Origin of the sequence: Rhodopseudomonas sp., from assembly GCF_048594845.1 — a bacterium.
In the GTDB taxonomy this organism is placed as follows: domain Bacteria; phylum Pseudomonadota; class Alphaproteobacteria; order Rhizobiales; family Xanthobacteraceae; genus Rhodopseudomonas.
In genome coordinates, this window is the sequence record NZ_JBMDXE010000331.1 from 1 (window position 1) to 18712 (window position 18712).

The window sequence follows — 18712 nt, forward strand, 5'->3', positions numbered from 1 at the left end:
CGAACGGCGGCTTGGCGCGGGCGCTTGACGGTCTCTCTCCCAAAATAAAAGGGGGGTACGTCAGATGCTACAAGCGCTTCCTTGCGCAGATTCGATTGAGTTAGGACGAGTACGCGCGGCTCAATTGAGAGTTGTCGTAACTGCTGGCGGTTTGAATGGCTACGTTCTCGGTTGACACAAAGTTGTTTAGCGAACTCGGCGAGCTTCTCGTTGGGCGCGATTCTACAGCTCTGGTTGAGCTGATCAAGAACGCATATGACGCCGATGCTAGCAAGGTGGAGATTATCGGCCGAAGCTTAGGTGACCCTGGAAAAGGCGAGATCATCATTGCAGATGACGGCGTTGGCATGGACGCTCATGACTTCGAGCAAGGCTTCCTCCGCATCGCGGGCCGAACAAAAACGACCGCGGATCGGAGATCCCCGTGGTTCAAACGCCGCTATACCGGAGAAAAAGGCATTGGGAGGTTAGCGGCCCACAAGCTAGCCAGAACGCTCAATGTTGTGTCGCGGAAATGGAACGGCAAGAAGCGCGACGAGCTGAGCGGCTTCGACGCCGCCAGCGGTGTTAAGGCCACCATCAATTGGGACCAAGTCGAAAAGCTGGAAACCTTAGCGGATGTCGCAAGGTCCAACGCTGTCCAGGTCGGCCCGCTGCCCAGGCCCGAAATCATCAACAGGAGAGCCGGAACTCGGCTGAACCTTAGCCGGTTGAGAAAGGCCTGGACTAGAGACAACCTGAATGCATTTTTCGAAGAGGTCGCCACGCTGACCCCTCCAGCATTGGTCGCCAAGCCTCTGCCGCGCAACCTCATTGCAGACCAAAGCGTCCTTTCAGAACTTAAAATAAGAGATGCTCGGCGGGAAGCGGGCTTTGAAATTAGTTTTGCGGGAGAACTATCCCTCCAAGAGCTGGAGCTGGCAGCAACACCCGAAAGCGCTCACTGGGTGATCGAGCTTGATTGTGACGCAGGAACGAGGGTTCTCACCATTCTTGTCTCGCCGACAAAAACTGGTCTGGCAGAAACCCCAAACGCTGAACCGTTCAAACTGCGAAGGAAGCTTCCGGCTGCGTCTACCATCGTGAGCTTTCAGGCGCGAATATTTCAGCGCCACTATGGGACGTGGCCAAAAGCGCTGTCCGGCGTCCGCGTTTACTACGAAGGCTTTCGCGTTTTGCCCTACGGTGACACTCACGACGATTGGCTAGGCCTAGATCAAGATTATCGGTCTCGCGGCAAGGGTGAGCTTGGCCGACTGCGTCAGTATGCGTCTTGGAACCTCCCGGCCGGCTCTGATCGCGAAGGACTCGTCATTCAAGGGAATCGGCAGTTCTGCGGGGCAGTGTTTCTAACTAGGAACAGCGCCAACGATCTAAAGATTCTTGTCAACCGGGAGGGCTTTCTGCCTGGAGACGAATTCTCTTTCATTCGCGAAATGACCCGATTGGCTATTGACCTGCAAAACCGCCAGAATTCGGCAGCTCGCGAGGAAGTCCAACAAGCTCGAAAGTCTGACCGGGTCCGGCAGCAAAAGGCATCAGCTAGATCTGATGCGTCGGAACCTCCATCTGCGTTTCTAGTCACATCGTTGCAAAATGAGGCAATGGAATCGCTAAGGGTGGCTCGTTCTGCCATTTCCCGTGGCGACGTGAAAACCGCGAGCAATACGCTCCATGAAGCTGAGCAAGCTTTGCAGTCCGCCAAGGAGGTATCAAGCGAGGCGGCCTCTGAAGCAACCATGTATCGCGTGCTGGCATCGATGGGCTTAGAGCAGGCCGCGTTCATTCATGAAGTGAATGCCATCGCGATTATAGCACAAGGAGTGGCGCAAGCACTGGAGGCTGCCGCGAAGTCCGTCAAAGATCAGAAGCTCTCCCGCCACTTGAGTGCAATCGCAGGGGAGGCACGAGCACTGCGGGAACGGCTGCGGCGCAATGCCATCTACCTCACAGATATGACCGGGGTTGAAGGCCGTCGACGACGCTCCCGTCAAGATATCGCAGAACGTCTCGCTAAGGTTTTAGACTTCTATCAGAACGCCATAAAAAAACGCGGCATCGAGGTCGAAACCAACATCGAGAGAAGCCTTCGAACTCCGCCGATGTTTCCGGCAGAGGTCTCTGCGGTTCTCTCCAACTTAATCAGCAATGCGATCAAATTCGCAGGAGACCGGGGCAAACTTCGCGCAACTGGAATGCAACAAGATGGAGAGCTTGTCTTCCGGTTGGAAAATTCTGGGGAAGCGGTCGATTTAAGGTCGGCAAAGAAATGGTTCGAACCCTTTCGCTCTTCCACAATCGATATTGATGAGGCTCTAGGCCATGGAATGGGCTTGGGGCTTACAGTTACGCGAAGCCTGCTCGATGAGTACGGGGCGACAATCGATTTCGTTAAGCCGGCACCACACTTTGCCACAGCAATTGAAATAAGGATTCCGGGCAGATGAAACCAGTTGTGTTGAGCATCGACGACGACGAAAGGGAGGTGGCCCCTCTTGTTCCAGATGAAACGCTGAGCCTTAGGGTGGTTGATCCAAACTCGGAGAGCTTGCCTAAGCAGCTTGCCGAGTGGCTTCCAAAGGTCTCGCTAATTTTGCTCGATCAAAAGTTCAACGAGAACGCCGATCCCCTTTCGATCAAGGCATCCGACGGCTCAAGCTTCGTGGCACACCTTCGCTCTTGGTCGCGTCGCAATAAGACAGCGCTTGCGCCCATTGTCCTGTTCACCAACGATGCTGACTCTCTCAAGAATGAAATACCCAGTGTCGGAGCGGCGGTCCCACTTGAAGGGAGTTTCGAAGGAAAGGAACACCTTCTTTCCCCAAGCTTGGATGTCGAATGGATATTGTACAAAATCGCCGACGATGCTCCGTCAAAGATTCAGCAACTCGTCGATGGATTTACGACGACGCAAAAGGCAGCCGGAAAGAATGGGCTTAGTCTAGAGGAGCTGGAGAACCTACTAAGCATACCGTCCGAGAAGGACTGGACGGCTAACGCGAAGACCGAGCTTAGAGCTGCCCGCGCTCCAATCTCGCAGCTCGACGAACAAACCGAAGACCCGTTTGGTCCAACACAGGCTCTCCGTTGGCTCTGTCATCGTGCGCTACCCTACCCAGGTCTAGTTCTTTCGGATTTGTATGCAGCATGGGCTCTGGGGATAAGCCCCGAAGCCCTGCAATCGATAGGAAAGCTAGAGGCCACTACGTCTTGGCTCAAGGAGCTCAAGAACGTTGAATATGTCGGTCCGCTGCAAAACTTCATGGGAAGGCGATGGTGGAGAGCCGGCATCGATTACTTGGTCTGGGAACTGGACAAGGAGACACAGAATCAGGGGAGCCGGGAAAAGGCGTGGGAGGCGGTCGCGCCGGGGGCAAATGTGTCTCGCGTATATTCGACCTCAGGATACGTGGTGACGTGGACGCCCGAGCTGAGCGAGCAATGCATCGCCGACATCAATATTTGCGTTCAACTAAAACCTCCGGGTTGGCCTGCCGAGGCCTTGGAGCCTTGGATTCTTGAGAGCGATTTGGAGAACAACGCGGTACTTCGAGCAATGACCGAATTTGAGCAATGACCGAAGTGGAATTCTGAGGAGACTTATAGTGTCTGTGATCATCGACGTTGCCGCCATGGGGGCCGACCTAGAGGCATTCTCCAGGGCAGCCAAGAAGTATCTTGCAAATTCGGTTCGGCTGACCGAACTCAAAAGCCAATTGTCAATGTCGGCTGCCGCAGCAAAGCGGGGTGATCGCTCCCTTACGTGGACCACCGATGTGGGCCAGGGACCAATAGTGTGTGCGTCAAGCCGCTGCTACAGGAATAAGGAAGGGGCCGCTCTCCGGGAACTCGCGGCCGAATTATCCTTCAATTTCGTCGGCAAGCTCGATAGTGGCGACGACAATAAGTTCATCGTGAAGTCGGGCGGAACGTGCATACGTCTTTATTGGACGGACAACCAGGAAGGCACCACATATCACTACGACATCCATCCTAATGCCGCTGGGCATCCTATGCTGCACATTCAGTTCGATGGAAAAATCAAAGACGTGCCAAGACTTCATTCCTTCTTCGCCCATCCATTGGACATCTTGGAGTTCACGTTGATGGAGATTTTTCAAGAGGAGTGGCGTAGGACACGCATCGGCACAATATTCCGCGGACAGATACGAAAGTATCCCGAGCATCAGCAGAAGCGCTTATTGTCTCTTCTTGCTAGCTACCGAAGCTGGGTGACGGCCCCAGCACCTACCCTCATTTCGCTTTTGCACTCACCTCATACCCCATTTGAGCTTTATCCCGCTTGATGAGGGTGAAAGCGCCGCCGCAGACTAGGGGCATTTCCCCAACGCGATCCGCCTTGATGGCCAGGATTCGCGCGAAGGATACCAAACCGGAAATGGTAGTCCGGTCCGCTGCCCATCGACTTGGCTTCAGGTTCAGACTCCACCGGCGCGACCTTCCCGGCACTCCAGATCTCGTTTTTCCTAAAGCCAAGAAAGTGATTTTTGTCCACGGCTGCTTTTGGCATCGACATGAGGGCTGTGTACGCACCACAACTCCAAAGACAAGATTTAATTTTTGGAATGAAAAGTTCGAACGAAATAGGGAGCGAGATCGATCCTCACTGCGGAAATTGCGCCGCGCTGGATGGAAATGCTTGGTTGTTTGGGAATGCCAGACCTTCGACCAAAAGAAGTTGGCATCGCGTCTAAAGGCCTTTTTGGGTCAGCCTTGAGCCCGGCGATAATCTTTTGAGGGGCAGGAATGTGAGAGGTAACCTCGCGGCACCAACTTTGGAATCCGTCCCCCTCCCCTTAATCAACTGCTGAAACTTAGCAGCCCAATCCATCGAATCGGCTCAATACTATCTGCCGCCGCTAAGGTTCTTCGGGCAAACGTTGATGTTGCCTGAGTCAATTTGACTCAAGCGAAATGATTTGCGCAGGGTCAAGGCCGGTCCGACATTTATGCCAACGGACGTTGTTGCAAATGTTGGAGCCAATCGTGTCGTCTACGATCAACCGCTTCGTCGCCTACTATCGAGTATCGACCGCCAAGCAGGGAGCATCCGGACTTGGATTGGCTGCACAGCGGTCCGCTGTTGCGGCGTACCTGAGGGAGCACGGACAAGTTATCGCGGAGTTCAAGGAGGTCGAGAGTGGACGCCGAAGCGACAGACCGGCATTAGAGCAAGCTCTTGCCGCGGCCCGAGTTCATCGCATTCCCATTGTCGTCGCCAAGGTGGATCGTCTTACCCGGTCGGTCGCGTTTCTTTCGCGGTTGCTAGAGTCGGGGGTGGAAGTCCGCTTTGCCGACCTACCTGCAATCGAAGGTCCCACTGGCCGATTCATGCTCCAACAAATGGCCGCCGTAGCAGAATTGGAAGCCGGCCTCATCTCCGCACGAACCAAGGCGGCGCTTGCAGCGGCTAAGAAGCGAGGCGTCAAGCTTGGGGGCTTCCGAGGAGTATCAATAACCAAGGCAGCGCTTCAAGCAAGCAATGCTGCACGCGGAAGGATGGCTACCCGACGGGCGATAGACCTCATGCCTACCCTGAAAGAGCTACAGCGCGAGGGGGTGACATCCCATGAGGGGCTGGCTCGCGCTCTCACCGATAGGTGTATCCCTACCTCACGTGGACACACCGAGTGGACGGGCGTGCAGGTCGCACGGGTACTGCGCAGAGCGGCATCGTCACATGCACAGACCGACCAATGACCATAGCCACCATGATAGGCCTCGACTCCGAGATGGACGAACATCACAACTGACCTCATCCGAATGCAGGCACTCAACCACTTAGGGAGATTGATGCAGCCGGATTCAAGCAGCGTTGATGGATTGCAGGATATTTTTGCCGCATAGTATCGTTTCAGACGGTCACCACTAGATTGATGCACGAAATGGACAACTGGTATCCAGAACAACCTCCTCGCTTTGTCGATGCCGGAGAGTTTGAGGCCGTCATCTACGCTTCTGATCGACCAGAGAACTCGGGCGCCCCAGGGCATTCATACGCGGCATTTGCAATACGAAGAAAGGGCTCAACAGCATATGAGATCGCGGCTGTAGGAAGTGATGGCGATAGCGAGGAGTATCGCGGATACGCTGCTGCCGCAGTTGGCGCAGTTGAGGCGCTTTCCCACAAGTCTAAAATCGTCATAAGAAGCCATCACAAAACTATCGTTTCGGTGTTCAATGACTGGATGCCGGGGTGGAAAAAGAACGGATGGAAAAGAAGGAACAAGCAGCCCATTGCGGCAGTGGAAATCCTTCAACGTTTTGATGCGATCGTCGCCGAAAGGAATATTGACGTAGAGCCTTTTGAGTGCGTCGCTAAAGATGATCCGCAATTTAAAGCGGTGTTCGACCGACTCGCACAGAAGATCGATAGCATGGCGAAACGGGATAAGCCGTGAAGGTTTCTCGTTTAGCCAAACGCCAGAAGAAGGTTGCTGGCAGTGGTATGGACATTTGCGCCATTCCGGGCTGCCGAAATCCCACCATGCGTGCGGCGAGCCTGGGCCTCGCAGCCTTCCATTGCCGTAAGCACGTCGAGCACAAGGCCCGGCACGGATCACACTGGCATGGGACCTACAGCGCAGACGAATTGAAGCCTTACCTAGCAGCAGCGACCCCGTATGTTCGGCTCCGCTCGGAATCGGATCGGTGCATCAAGCAGGCGATCATCGACATTGCGCTGCTCCTTGAGGAAGCTGGCCCTACGGAGATCGCCACGCGGCTGAAGGGCGTGCCAGCCACCAAGCGAGCTCGCATCGCACTGGCGCGACTTCGGGTCGCCGGCATCAAGCCGGAGCGGGTTGTCGCGATCGTCTTGGCCATCACGGCATTGATCGAGGAAGACCCTGGCTCTCACCGGACGAAGGAGTTCCGCACGGTTCAGATCGCAAAGGCCCTGCATCGCCTTGCGAGCGGCTACCATCGCGTTTGGGAGCTTCCCGACGAGAAGGGGCGGCTCAAGAAGGTTGCTGAACTCCACGCCTTTCCTCGCTCGTCTGGGCCTGTCCTGAGGTTGATTGGTAAAGCCGTCGAGCAACCGTGCGAATGGGTTTTAGAGAAGCACCTATCCGCAGTCCTCGCCCTGAAGGTGAAACGATACGGACGCCATCCCGCGTTGCGGACCTCAGACACCGGATGATTCGCGGCGGAGTCTGATCGCGCGTCATATCAGGTCGCCCTTGAGCGGTACGCGCATGTTGAAGCATGAGGCTGGTCACTTTGAGCACCAGTTCGTGAGCCATGACACAGAGAAATCAGCACATGCGCTTTGACCCGCAGTTACGGGCGAGGACACCAAGGCTGCGAGAGGCGACCAAGAATTTTGAGCAGCGTCTCATCGCTGAGGAGGCGCAGCTCGGCCTGCGCTCGCGTGCTCGCAAGGCGGATGATCGACGGAAATTCAACATTGCCGTTGAAGCCTTGGCCTGCAATCTGCTGTTGCTTGGCCTTCTGGACGACACCGCAGAGCTTGTCGTTCCGCTCGACAACAACATGATGTGGGGGACGGGCCGTTACCGGAACCCAGTCTACGGGCAGCATTTCTTAAGTCTGCTTGCACTGATGGAACGTCTGAAGCTCATCAGAAGAATCACGACGGGCTTCCGCATCTCAAAATCCATCAAGGCGCCGTCTCTTGTGGAAGCAGCCCCTGAATTCAGAGAGCACTTTCCGAAGGTGACACCCGCCTCCTTTTACAGGGAGCAGGAGCCGGAAGTCCTTATCCTCAAGTCGGGCAAAGATGCGGGCGGCGACGCCGAGTTGCTGAATTATCCGGAGAGCAAAAGGACGAAGACACTTCGCCGGCAAGTGCACAGGATCAACGATTGGCTTCTCAATGCCGACATTGAATTGACAGGCGTTGGTCCATCTGTCCGGCTGGATAAGAATGGAGAGGTGGTCGCGACCTATCGTCGGACGATCCGCAGGACTTTCAACAACAAGAGTTGGCAGCAAGGCGGCAGACTCGCGGGCGGCTTCTGGATGACGATGTCACGCAAGGATCGCTTCCGGCGGATACGGCTGGACGGTCACACCGGGCTAGCGGATGTGGATTTCCAGCAGCTTTTCCCGCGTCTCGCCTATGCCCGCGCCGGAGCGCCGCAGCCGATGGGCGACCTTTACGATGTAGTCGGGGACGGCAGCGGACGTGACGGCTGGAAGAAGCTCCTCAACGCCCTTCTCTTCTCGCAAGGCACCTTGATGCGTTGGCCGCGTGAATGCAGCCCGCACTTTCTCGGAATGAAACTACGGGAGACGGTTGCTCACCTAGAGCGGAAGCACCAACCCATTGTCCATCTGTTCGGAACACGCGTGGGCTTTGAACTCATGTATGCGGAAAGCGAAATGTTGATCGCGGTGATTTCTCATCTTTTTGCCAATGGCATCACAGCATTGCCTCTCCATGATGCCGTTTTGGTAGCGAGCCCCAACGCCGAAGCCGCGAAGGTCGCAATGGAACATGCCTTTTGTTCGTACACCGGACAATCACGCGCGTTTGTGAAAGTGGAGTTTGGCCCTTTAAAATAGTCATTTTTGTTCTTACGCCTCTGCTAATCCAGAGGGGCCTTGAGGTGGAGGCTCTAGGGCAGTTCGGCGCCCGATTGAGGTAGGCACCTTGAAGAGGGACGGACCGATGATCGCCCCTCCTCCAAGAAGGCCCCACCTTAATAGGCGCAGACGGTTCTTCCCTATTGTGAGGAGGGCGGCGCCCGTCCCACTCTCTCGGACCACCCCCAAGGAGCCGGCCTCAATGACACACAGGGTAGCCATGGCTGAGTGGACATAGAGCCCCCTCCCCCCCCCGAGAATGTACGCTCATGGTGCCCCCTATGTCGGGAGACTTCCTCGTCCATCTCTTGATCCGCACCCGAACGCAAAGATCCAAGGGCGCGCGACGTGCGGCGCAGCAGTTGCGGACATCACGCAGCCTCGAAGGAACGGCCCAAAGCTCCCCCGAGGCCCCTCAGCGGCTCCACCATGCGCCCTTTCGGTGATGATCGGGGTCTGGGTGCCTTACACCTTCACCAGACTCAGCGGGCCTCCTAGCGCTTTCATCATGGCGGCTGCAGAGGTGGCTTGAAGTCGGGTGTTGAAAGTGACCGGGCAGATACCGGACCAAAACCGAGCGTTAGCTTCGGGCCTTGCGCGGGGGAATCAAGAGCTTGTCGGGGGTCGTTTTTAATGCACGCGCAATGCGAGCCAGCACGATCACCGTCACGTTGCGCTTCCCACGCTCGACCTGGCTGATGTAGGTGCGATCAAGCTTGGCTTCCAATGCCAAGTCTTCCTGAGACAACCCGGCCGCCCTGCGGGCTATCCGCACGGTTTCCGCCACCACGTTGATGATGCCCGTCTCATCTTCCATGCCAGAAGAAGGGCCGCGATGGTGACTTTCGGTCTACGGACTATGAGTCCCATTTGTCTTGGGTTTATGTGGACTATCGTCTACATATATGAGGTGTCATATCGAGGGCTAGAGGATGAAGGCCGCTTCAATCCGATTAATAGTTTTGGTCGTGGGTATTGCCGCTGTGGGTACCGGCCTTCGCGATCTGGGTCTAAGCCGACATCAGATTTTGGGGCTGTTCTTCGGCTCCATCGCAGGCGGCGCCGCCGCATTGCTGCGCCTGTGGCTCGCCGGCAAGTCTGATATGAAATGGCCCATTGCAGCGGCGGTCGGCCTGACGCTCATCGCGACGTTCTTGCGAGACTTGGGACTGCCGCTCCCATTCACCGCTATGGACTATCAGGAGGGAACGTTCTGTGGGCTGATCGCTGGAGCTGCGGCCGTATGGCTCAATTCGCGCTCGCCTCAGATCGGAGCATCGACGACTTCTAAGGGCTAGACTAGACCGCCCTCGGAACCATCCATCTCACATGTTGCAAAACTCCGGGCGATTGAACGTCATCCATAGCTGCAGCCAGCGGCTTTAGCGAGAAACCTTTGCCATAGGAGCGTCCAACGCCGCCACCGGAATGGCCCGTAAGAGCATCGTGCATCTCCTCTGAGATACCGGCGTCACGGGTCATCCTTTTAAAGGTGTGCCGGAACGAATGAAACACCTTGGTGGCATCCGTCACGCCGCACGTCGAGCGCAGATATCGCCCAAACCATTTCGACCACGCCGATGATCGTGTCCGCTCACCCTCAGCCTTGACCTCCGGCCAAAGCGGGTCCTCCACATGAGCACCGCCGTTCAGCAGCACCTTCCTGTATTTCAGCAGGCCGATCCTTTCCAATTCAGCATGGAGCGGCACATGCCGAATGGACGAACTGGTCTTCGTTGAGCGCCCGCCTGTGCGGTCAATGTCGAAGTACCACCGCCGCGTATCGTCGTCCTCACGGAGGTCGCAAATCCGCAACTGCGCGATTTCGTCGAGACGCATACCGGACATCAGGCCAATCAGCGGAAACCAGAAAGCCGCCTCGCCACCGCCGCCGGCCGGCCTTTCGGCCTCAGCATAAACCGGCGACGTAAAGATAGCTTTGAGATCGGGATTCTCGAAATGCTTACGCCGCGTCTCGTAGTTATCGATAGCGAACCGAATGGCTTTCCCGAACGGATTCACGAAGCCCGGCACCTTGTCGAGGAAACCTTCGCGTTCGGCCCGAGAGATGATCCCGCCAAGAACTTGCACGATCTTGTTCACGGTAGTTGCCGCACGGGGCTTGAACCCTGAAAGATCCCGCTTCAATAATTCCCGCAAGGGGAGCCTACGCAGGTCGCGTGGCAATGCGGCGGGCACCTTTGCGATGGCATCACGAAACTCGCGGGCCTTCTCGCGGGTCATTTCGCCAAGGCGCAGATCGCCGTGTAATTCCCTGAAGTACCGGACAGCCTGCTCCGCCTCGGTCACCGTGTTGGCATTTGGCTTCTTCGCATTGTGCGCCGAACCACCGGCAGCCCATGCGGCCAGCGCCTCGGAGAGCTTTGGTCCAAGCTCCTCGCCAGATTTTTTGACTAGTGCGGGCGTTGGGACAACTTCGCCGCGTTGACGCTTACTGAGCGCATCATAAGCTCGCACGTGAGCCTCAAGCACCACGAGAGCGGCTCTCTGAAACTGCGACGAGGACTTATCCCAATCGATTCCGCGAGCTTTCAGGGCAATGTTAGTCTCAGGGTAGACAATCTTCGGATCTCGCCGTGCGTAGGCTGCGCGAAACTCTTTCTCGAACACTGGCAGCAGCTCGCCGTAAACTTCAGCATGATCGTGGGACATGCCCATCTGGCTGCTCGGAGGCACAGCCGCGAGGCTAGACCATTGTGCACGATCCTTAGGCGTTTGCAGATGTCTCCTATCATCGCCCTCGATGCGCTCGGCTTCGTCATCCGCGAGCAACTCTGCAAAAACTTCATCGCCCAGCAGCTCGAAGTCCAGTGCTACGGGCTCCACCGCGACAGGTGAAGGTGTGAGGGCGCGGATCGCGTCATTAAACAGCCGGGTCGCCTTCAAAGCTTCCTGATGGTCCCGCCTCTTGGCTTCCTTCAGGTCCTTGGTGGCGAGTGAGCGAACAATCTCCCGCTTGAATCGATCCGTCTTCGAGTTGACCAGATCGGAGAAGGCTCCACGCATGTGGGCTGGCACTGGCTTCCCGGCCAGCGCTTCGGGCAACCTTTTTCGAAACTCGTAGGTGCCGGATGCACGCCGCTGCATATAACTTAAAGCCGCCATTGTGGACCACCTTTGTGGGCTACGGTTGTGTAGCAAGGCGGCCTCTCTAAGCTTATGATCGCTCAGAGTTTTCAGCTTTTCAATGGCTTAGATGGCGCTGGCGCTCCCTAGGGGAATCGAACCCCTGTTTCAGCCTTGAGAGGGCCGCGTCCTAACCGCTAGACGAAGGGAGCGTGAGGCGCAGACCTTTAGCCGCGAAACGGCGAGGCTGCAAGATCGCGGGAGGGCAAATTCGGGATTCGTCATGACCTCCGGACGACTTTCGAGATCGCAGGCTTGCCGACAATCCCATCATGGCCGGGCTTGTCCCGGCCATCCACGCCTTTTGGCGTTTTCCGTCAGCAAGGCGTGGATGCCCGGCACAAGGCCGGGCATGACGCGCGGCGACGAAACGGCTTGAGTTCGGAGGGCTCGGTTCCGGTCAGGCTTGCAGCACGATGCTGCGCGAGCGACCCCCGCTCCTACGGCTCGTTGGCGAACATCAGCCGGCCGGCCGGCTTCATCGTCTTGGCGTCGAAGGTGCGGATTTCGGTGGCGCCGGCGATGTCGAGAGTGACGACGACGTGGTCGCCGGCGACGGCGGTGGAGACGACGCGGGCGCCCTTCGGCAGCCGCAGCGTGGTCTCGGCGGCCACCGGGGCGCTTCCCTCGGAGCGGAAAAGCTTATAGCCGATGGCGATCAGCACCGCCGCCACGGCCACCGTCGTGGTCAGGCCCGCGATCAGCATCATCCGCCGCACCCGCGCAAACAGCGCGGCCTGTTCGGGGGAGGGTTCGGGCAGGGCGGTGTCGGTCATGCAAAGCTCTGGTTTGTCAGGCGGTTGAAGAAAGCGCGGTCGTGAATCTGTCGTCCGAACATCTGCTGGAAGTGGTCGTGGCCGGTGACGAAGGCTCGCCGCGGCTCGACCGGGTGCTGGCCACGCGCTGCCCGGCGCTGTCGCGGTCGCGGCTGAAAGCCCTGATTCTCGACGGCCGGGTCGCGATCGCCGGCAACGCCGTCCGCGACCCCGCTTATCACGCAAGCCCGGGCGAGACGATCACAATCGACGTGCCGCCGCCGGTGGCCCCCGAACCCGCCGGCGAGGCGATCGCGCTCGACATCGTCTACGAGGACGACGACGTGATCGTGATCGACAAGCCGCGCGGCCTCGTGGTGCACCCGGCCGCCGGGCACGAGACCGGAACCCTGGTCAACGCCCTGATCGCGCATTGCGGCGCCTCGCTGTCCGGGATCGGCGGCGTCCGCCGGCCGGGCATCGTGCATCGGCTCGACAAGGACACGACGGGCCTGATGGTGGTGGCCAAGAACGACAAGGCGCACCAGTCGCTCAGCGCCCAGTTCGCCGACCATGGCCGCACCGGCGAGCTGCGCCGCGGCTATTACGCCTTCGTCTGGGGGGTGCCGAGCCGCGCCCGCGGCACCATCGAGGCGCCGATCGACCGCCATCCGTACGCCCGCGAGAAGATGGCGGTGCGCGACGGCGGCCGCGAGGCGATCACCCATTGGGAGGTGCTGGAAACCTATACGGGCCGCAGCGGCGGCGAGGTGGTGTCGCTGATCGCCTGCCAGCTCGAGACCGGTCGGACCCACCAGATCCGCGTCCACCTGGCCCATCTCGGCCATCCGCTGCTCGGCGACGAGACCTACGGGCCGCACTTCAAGACCAAGGCCAGCCAGCTCAGCCCGGAGGGCCGCGCCGCCCTCACCGACCTTGGGCGGCAGGCGCTTCATGCCTACCTTTTGGTGCTGGAGCATCCGTCCACCGGCGAGGTGATGGAGTGGCAATCTGCCCTGCCGGCCGACCTCAGCCGCCTCAAGGCCGGCCTTTCGGCGACGGAATGACGCAGTCGGGTCAGAAAACGGTAAGCATTTCAGCGCGTTGTTTATACGTCACAGTCAAGTGACAAGACCGTAACTAAACTCGCACGACTAATCTCGTGTATATTGCAGGTGCGTTGGGATGGCTCAACGCGGAACATCGCAGGCCGGTCGGCTTTAGCAGAGCGACCCGTCTGCCAAGCCGCCCGCGGTTCGGGGGCTTGAAACCACTGGAGGGCGCTGAATGGCCCGTGCAGCTACGTTACCCGTTCTCAACGGTGAATCCGGCCTCGCTCGGTACCTCGCGGAAATCCGCAAGTTCCCGATGCTCGAGCCCGAGCAGGAATACATGTTCGCCAAGCGCTGGCGCGAACACGATGATCGCGACGCCGCGCATCAGCTCGTGACCAGCCACCTTCGGCTCGTGGCGAAGATCGCCATGGGCTATCGCGGCTACGGCCTGCCGATCTCCGAAGTCGTCTCGGAAGGCAACGTCGGCCTTATGCAGGCGGTGAAGCGGTTCGAGCCCGACAAGGGCTTCCGCCTCGCCACCTACGCGATGTGGTGGATCAAGGCGTCGATTCAAGAGTACATCCTGCGTTCGTGGTCGCTCGTGAAGATGGGCACCACCGCGAACCAGAAGAAGCTGTTCTTCAATCTGCGCAAGGCGAAGAGCAAGATCTCGGCTCTGGACGAGGGTGATATGCACCCCGACCAGGTCAAGCTGATCGCCACCCGCCTCGGCGTCGCCGAGCAGGACGTGATCGACATGAACCGCCGCCTCGGTGGCGATGCGTCGCTCAACGCCCCGATCCGCGACGACGGCGAGCCCGGCGAATGGCAGGACTGGCTGGTCGATCAGTCGCCCAACCAGGAAGCCGTGATGGCCGAGCACGAAGAGCTCGATCATCGCCGCCGCGCGCTGACCGGCGCGATCGGCGTGCTCAACCCGCGCGAGCGGCGGATCTTCGAGGCCCGCCGCCTCGCCGACGAGCCGATGACCCTGGAAGACCTCGCCGCCGAGTTCGGCGTGTCGCGCGAGCGCGTCCGCCAGATCGAGGTGCGGGCGTTCGAGAAGGTGCAGAGCGCCGTCAAGGGCACGATCGCCCGCCAGGAACAGGCCGCGCTCGAAGCCGCGCACTAATTAGCGGCCGGCCTGAGCCGGCTGCGAAGTGCTGACCACGAGACGACACCCCGCCGCAACCCGGCGGGGTTTTTGTTTGTGGTGATGTCTCACTATGCGTGGATAGTTGGCCCATCCCCGCCATCCGACGTCATCGCCCGCGAATGCGGGCGACCCAGTATCCCAGGGCGTTCATGGTTGATAACAGCCGCTCTGGAATACTGGGTCGCCCGGTCGAGGCCGGGCGATGACGTCTATCGAGGGGAGGCGCTGTGCCCCGCTGATGAGCTTTGCGCGGCCGTGAAACCGGCCGGCTCTCAGCTACGCTTGGCGTTGCCGGTGACGAGTTGGGTCTGGCCGGTGGCCGCGTCGGTGACGACGGTGCGGATCGAGGCGTTGTCGCCGGTGCCGAGCGTGAACTTGGTGTCGCCGACGCGGAACGAGCCGTCCTTGATCAGGACGCTCTGGTACTTCACCGTGCCTTCGCTCTGATACTTCACCTGGGCGCGGAAGCCCTGCACGTCGTTGACGGTGATCGAGAACTTCTTGGTGTTCGAATAGGTGCCGGTCCAGGTGCCCTGATAGAGCGTCGGATCGACATTGACGTATTTGGTCTTCGACGGCGTCTGCAGCGCCGCGGACGTATAACCCGACGCCAAGACGCTCATGATGTCGGCCATCGCGCGGCTCCCATGACGATCTTGTCCGGGGCACTCCACACCATGGCGGGTTAACAGTGTGTGAAGGCGTAAGCGGCGGGCGGCCGGCCAGCCGTCAGCTGATCCCCGCCTCGGCCCCGGGCCGCGGATGCACCGGCAGCAGCAGATAGTGCACGCCGTTCTGCTCGGCCTTCGGGAAGCGGCCGGCGCGGATATTCACCTGGATCGACGGCAACAGCAGCGTCGGCGCCTTCAAGGTCGCATCGCGCGCGGTGCGCATCGCCACGAACTGATCCTCGCTGACGCCGCCGCGCAGATGCACGTTGCCGTCAAGCTGCGCCTGGACGGTCGTCTCCCACGCATAGGCATCGCGGCCGGGCGCCTTGTAGTCGTGGCACATGAACAGCCGCGTCTTCGACGGCAGCGCCAACAGCTTGTGAATCGACCGATACAGCTGATGCGCATCGCCACCGGGAAAGTCGGCACGCGCCGTGCCGTAGTCCGGCATGAACAACGTGTCGCCGACGAACACCGCATCGTCGCCGACCCGGTAGGCGATATCGGCCGGAGTGTGACCGGGCGTATGCATCACCTCGACCGGGATGTCGCCGATCGCGAAGCGCTCGCCATCCTTGAACAGATGATCGAAGTCGCTGCCGTCGGTGCGCAGGTCGCCGGCATTGAACATCGGCCGGAAGATCCGCTGCACGTCCTTGATGTGCTCGCCGATGCCAATCTTCGCCCCGGTCTTGGCCTTGATGTAGGGCGCGCCCGACAGATGATCGGCGTGCGCGTGGGTTTCCAGCACCCACTCGATCACCAGCCCCTCCGCCTGCGCGGCGGCCAGGATCGCATCGGCCGAACGCACGTCGACCGAGCCGTCGCGGTGATCATAGTCGAGCACCGGGTCGATCACCGCAGCCCGGCGGGTCGCCGGATCGGACACCAGATAGCTGACCGTGTTGGTCGGCTCGTCGAAAAAGGCGCGGATCGCGGGTGTGGATGCGCGGGGCATGATCACAATCCTGTTCCGAAGAGAATACGCATTGCGCTTGAATATGACTTATTAGAATATTCCTATTCTGCAAGACACGATTTGGAGAATTGTATGCTCCGCAGTGCACCCGTGGCCGAATCTGGACCGAGCCGTCCGGCCGGCGTGGTCGGCCTCCGCGCGACGGGACTTGGGAGCCCATGGGCGTGACGCCCGCCGACCTCGTCACCGCCGCGTCCGGCGGACTGGTCGGCTTCATCCTGGCGCTGATCGGCGGCGGCGGGTCGGTGCTGGCCGTGCCGCTGCTCGTCTACGTGGTCGGCGTGCGTTCGCCCCATATCGCGATCGGCACCAGCTCGATCGCGGTGGCGATCAGCGCGCTCGCCAACATGCTGAGCCACTGGATGGCCGGCAATGTCCGCTGGGGCTGCGCGCTGGTGTTCTCCGCGGCCGGCATCGGCGGCGCGTTCGCCGGCTCCACCATCGCCAAGCAGATCGACGGCCAGAAGCTGCTGCTGCTGTTCGGGCTGCTGATGATCCTGATCGGCGTCCTGATGTCGCGCCGGCGCGGCGGCGGCGGCGATCCGATGGTGAAGCTGACGCGCGCCAACGCCAAAGCGATGTTGCCGCGGCTGATCGGCACCGGGCTCGCGGTCGGCCTGCTGGCGGGCTTCTTCGGCATCGGCGGCGGCTTCCTGATCGTGCCTGGGCTGATCCTCGCCACCCGGATGCCGCTCACCGCCGCGATCGGCACATCGCTGGTGGCGGTGTTCGCCTTTGGCGTCTCGACGGCGACCAGCTACGCACTGTCCGGACTGATCGACTGGCGCCTCGCCGGCATCTTCATCGGCGGCGGCCTCGCCGGCGGACTGGTCGGCATTGCGGTCGGCAAGTTGCTCGGCACCCGCGACAAGGCGCTGCGCGGCGTGTTCTCCGCAGTCGTGGTGGTGGCCGGACTCTATGTCTGCTACCGCGGCGCGACGTCCTTGATGCTGTAGACCGCGACCGCCGCGGCGCCGGCCGCCGCGATAATGGCGTTCTGCTGCTCGCGCGCCACCGTCGCGCCGGTGAGATACACGGTGACGATCACCGGCGGCCGCTGCGGCGGCCACATCACGGCGACGTCGTTGGCGGTGCCGTTATCGCCGGTGCCGGTCTTGTCGCCGACGATCCAGTCGCGCGGCACAGCGGCGCGCAGACGTGTCGCGCCGGTGGTGTTGGCCTTGAGCCAGGCGATGAGTTGGTCGCGTGACGCCGGCGCCAGCACGTCGCCGAGCGCCAGCTTGCGGATGATCTCGGCCATCGCCCGCGGCGACGTGGTGTCGCGCGGATCGCCCGGCCGCGCTTCGTTGAGCTCGGTTTCGATGCGGTCGAGCCGGGTGACGTCGTCGCCGAGCCGGCGCGCGAACGCCGTCAGCTCCGCCGGGCCACCGAAGCTGGCGAGCAGCAAATTGCCGGCCGTGTTGTCGCTCAGCGTGATCGCCGCCGCGCATAGTTCGGCCATCGTCATGCCGTCGGCGACGTGTTTTTCGGTCGCCGGCGAATAGGTCACCAGATCCTGCTGCTGATAGTGGACGCGTCGGTCGAGTTGCTCGCGGCGCTGATCGACCCGGCTCAGCACCAGTCCGGCAGCCAGCACCTTGAAGGTGCTGCATAGCGGAAACCGCTCATCGAGCCGGTGGCCGCGAACCACGCCGGTCGCCGTGTCGAGCAGGCCGACGCCGAGCCGGCCGCCGCTGCCGGCCTCGAGCCGCGCCAGCGTCGCGGCGAAGTCTGCATCGCTCCCGCCGGCGGCGTGCGCGCGGCCCAGCGTGGTGAGCGCACCCAGCGAACCCGCCGCGATCAGGAATCCTCGTCGGTCGATCATGCTGCGCCCTTCATCGTTGCCGCTTCGACATGCGCAAACGAAAAGGGCGGCCTCGCGGCCGCCCTCACGCAATTCGACAGAATCAGCCGTTCGCTTACTCGGCCGCCAGCTTGACGTCCGGAGCAGCGGCGCGGACTTCCGCGTCGACCTGCGCTTCGAACTTGGCGAAGTTCTTTTGGAACATGCCGACCAGCTTGCGGGCGGTGGTGTCGAACGCCGCCTTGTCGGCCCAGGTCTTCACCGGGTCGAGGATTTCGCTTGGCACGCCCGGCAGCGCGGTCGGGACCGCAAAGCCGAAATACGGATCGGTGCGGAATTCGACGTTGCGCAGCGACCCGTCGAGCGCCGCGGTCAGCAGCGCGCGGGTCACCTTGATGGGCATGCGGTGGCCGGTGCCGTAGATGCCGCCGGTCCAGCCGGTGTTGACCAGCCAGCAGTCGACATTGTGCTTGGCGATCAGCTCGCGCAGCATGTTGCCGTACACCGACGGATCGCGCGGCAGGAACGGCGAGCCGAAGCAGGTCGAGAATTCCGGGGTCGGCTCGGTGACGCC

19 protein-coding genes and 1 tRNA gene are annotated in these 18712 nt (G+C 60.3%); 12 read left to right on the plus strand and 8 right to left on the minus strand.

The window, feature by feature from the left end; genetic code table 11:
• Positions 1-155: 155 nt before the first annotated feature.
• The 8 genes from ACOJTD_RS22350 to ACOJTD_RS22385 all read left to right on the plus strand — a co-directional run bounded on the left by ACOJTD_RS22350 (position 156) and on the right by ACOJTD_RS22385 (position 8550).
• Positions 156-2447 (plus strand): ATP-binding protein, encoded by a 2292-nt coding sequence (locus tag ACOJTD_RS22350; RefSeq protein WP_420135046.1) that lies wholly within the window; start codon positions 156-158, stop codon positions 2445-2447.
• On the plus strand, positions 2444-3577 hold the full coding sequence (locus ACOJTD_RS22355; protein ID WP_420135047.1) for a hypothetical protein: 1134 nt from the start codon (positions 2444-2446) through the stop codon (positions 3575-3577). The genes ACOJTD_RS22350 and ACOJTD_RS22355 overlap by 4 nt, the downstream gene beginning before the upstream one ends.
• Before the next feature lie 28 nt (positions 3578-3605).
• Positions 3606-4307: a hypothetical protein gene (locus ACOJTD_RS22360; protein WP_420135048.1), complete on the plus strand. Its 702-nt coding sequence runs from the start codon at positions 3606-3608 to the stop codon at positions 4305-4307.
• Positions 4307-4738: a very short patch repair endonuclease gene (locus ACOJTD_RS22365; RefSeq protein WP_420135049.1), complete on the plus strand. Its 432-nt coding sequence runs from the start codon at positions 4307-4309 to the stop codon at positions 4736-4738. Before ACOJTD_RS22360 ends, ACOJTD_RS22365 begins: the two co-directional genes overlap by 1 nt.
• Positions 4739-4992: 254 nt before the next feature.
• Complete coding sequence (locus ACOJTD_RS22370) at positions 4993-5721, plus strand: recombinase family protein (protein WP_420135050.1); 729 nt, start codon at positions 4993-4995, stop codon at positions 5719-5721.
• Between the two features lie 185 nt (positions 5722-5906).
• Positions 5907-6422: an RNase H family protein gene (locus ACOJTD_RS22375; RefSeq protein ID WP_420135051.1), complete on the plus strand. Its 516-nt coding sequence runs from the start codon at positions 5907-5909 to the stop codon at positions 6420-6422.
• Positions 6419-7162 carry a hypothetical protein gene (locus ACOJTD_RS22380; protein WP_420135052.1) on the plus strand — a complete coding sequence of 248 codons (744 nt, stop codon included), beginning with the start codon at positions 6419-6421 and terminating at the stop codon, positions 7160-7162. Before ACOJTD_RS22375 ends, ACOJTD_RS22380 begins: the two co-directional genes overlap by 4 nt.
• 122 nt (positions 7163-7284) lie before the next feature.
• Positions 7285-8550, plus strand: a complete 1266-nt coding sequence (locus ACOJTD_RS22385) for a hypothetical protein (RefSeq protein WP_420135053.1) — start codon at positions 7285-7287, stop codon at positions 8548-8550.
• A gap of 601 nt (positions 8551-9151) precedes the next feature.
• On the opposite strand, the gene ACOJTD_RS22390 is transcribed toward ACOJTD_RS22385, so the two are convergent.
• Complete coding sequence (locus ACOJTD_RS22390) at positions 9152-9388, minus strand: helix-turn-helix domain-containing protein (RefSeq protein ID WP_420135054.1); 237 nt, start codon at positions 9386-9388, stop codon at positions 9152-9154.
• Positions 9389-9503: 115 nt separating this feature from the next.
• Between ACOJTD_RS22390 and ACOJTD_RS22395 the strand changes: the two genes are divergently transcribed.
• The gene (locus ACOJTD_RS22395) at positions 9504-9869 is read left to right on the plus strand and encodes a hypothetical protein (RefSeq protein ID WP_420135055.1); all 366 of its coding nucleotides are present in this window, start codon (positions 9504-9506) and stop codon (positions 9867-9869) included.
• A gap of 1 nt (position 9870) precedes the next feature.
• Here the strand turns inward: ACOJTD_RS22395 and ACOJTD_RS22400 are convergent, their stop codons facing one another.
• The 3 genes from ACOJTD_RS22400 to ACOJTD_RS22410 form a co-directional block, all read right to left on the minus strand.
• The gene (locus tag ACOJTD_RS22400; RefSeq protein ID WP_420135056.1) at positions 9871-11697 is read right to left on the minus strand and encodes a DUF6538 domain-containing protein; all 1827 of its coding nucleotides are present in this window, start codon (positions 11695-11697) and stop codon (positions 9871-9873) included.
• Positions 11698-11795: 98 nt separating this feature from the next.
• Positions 11796-11870, minus strand: a tRNA-Glu gene (locus tag ACOJTD_RS22405).
• A gap of 288 nt (positions 11871-12158) precedes the next feature.
• A complete protein-coding gene (locus ACOJTD_RS22410; RefSeq protein ID WP_420135057.1) occupies positions 12159-12494 on the minus strand; it encodes a hypothetical protein in 336 nt (111 codons plus the stop codon).
• 71 nt (positions 12495-12565) lie between these two features.
• On the opposite strand from ACOJTD_RS22410, the gene ACOJTD_RS22415 reads away from it, so the two are divergent.
• Complete coding sequence (locus ACOJTD_RS22415) at positions 12566-13540, plus strand: RluA family pseudouridine synthase (protein ID WP_420135063.1); 975 nt, start codon at positions 12566-12568, stop codon at positions 13538-13540.
• A 220-nt stretch (positions 13541-13760) separates the two neighbouring features.
• Positions 13761-14660, plus strand: coding sequence for an RNA polymerase sigma factor RpoH (rpoH, locus tag ACOJTD_RS22420; RefSeq protein ID WP_054160903.1), 900 nt, complete (start codon positions 13761-13763; stop codon positions 14658-14660).
• Between the two features lie 296 nt (positions 14661-14956).
• Here rpoH and ACOJTD_RS22425 read toward each other — a convergent pair whose 3' ends face one another.
• The gene (locus ACOJTD_RS22425) at positions 14957-15319 is read right to left on the minus strand and encodes a hypothetical protein (RefSeq protein WP_420135058.1); all 363 of its coding nucleotides are present in this window, start codon (positions 15317-15319) and stop codon (positions 14957-14959) included.
• Positions 15320-15413: 94 nt separating this feature from the next.
• Positions 15414-16313, minus strand: a complete 900-nt coding sequence (locus ACOJTD_RS22430; RefSeq protein WP_420135059.1) for an MBL fold metallo-hydrolase — start codon at positions 16311-16313, stop codon at positions 15414-15416.
• 179 nt (positions 16314-16492) lie between these two features.
• Between ACOJTD_RS22430 and ACOJTD_RS22435 the strand changes: the two genes are divergently transcribed.
• Entirely contained in the window at positions 16493-17290 is a 798-nt protein-coding gene (locus ACOJTD_RS22435) for a sulfite exporter TauE/SafE family protein (RefSeq protein ID WP_420135060.1), read from the plus strand.
• On the opposite strand, the gene bla is transcribed toward ACOJTD_RS22435, so the two are convergent.
• Together bla and ACOJTD_RS22445 are read right to left on the minus strand one after the other, a co-directional pair.
• On the minus strand, positions 17260-18159 hold the full coding sequence (gene bla, locus ACOJTD_RS22440; RefSeq protein ID WP_420135061.1) for a class A beta-lactamase: 900 nt from the start codon (positions 18157-18159) through the stop codon (positions 17260-17262). The two genes, ACOJTD_RS22435 and bla, sit on opposite strands and share 31 nt — an antisense overlap.
• Before the next feature lie 94 nt (positions 18160-18253).
• A partial coding sequence (locus ACOJTD_RS22445) for a phosphoenolpyruvate carboxykinase (ATP) (RefSeq protein ID WP_420135062.1) occupies positions 18254-18712 on the minus strand: 459 nt, incomplete at its 5' end.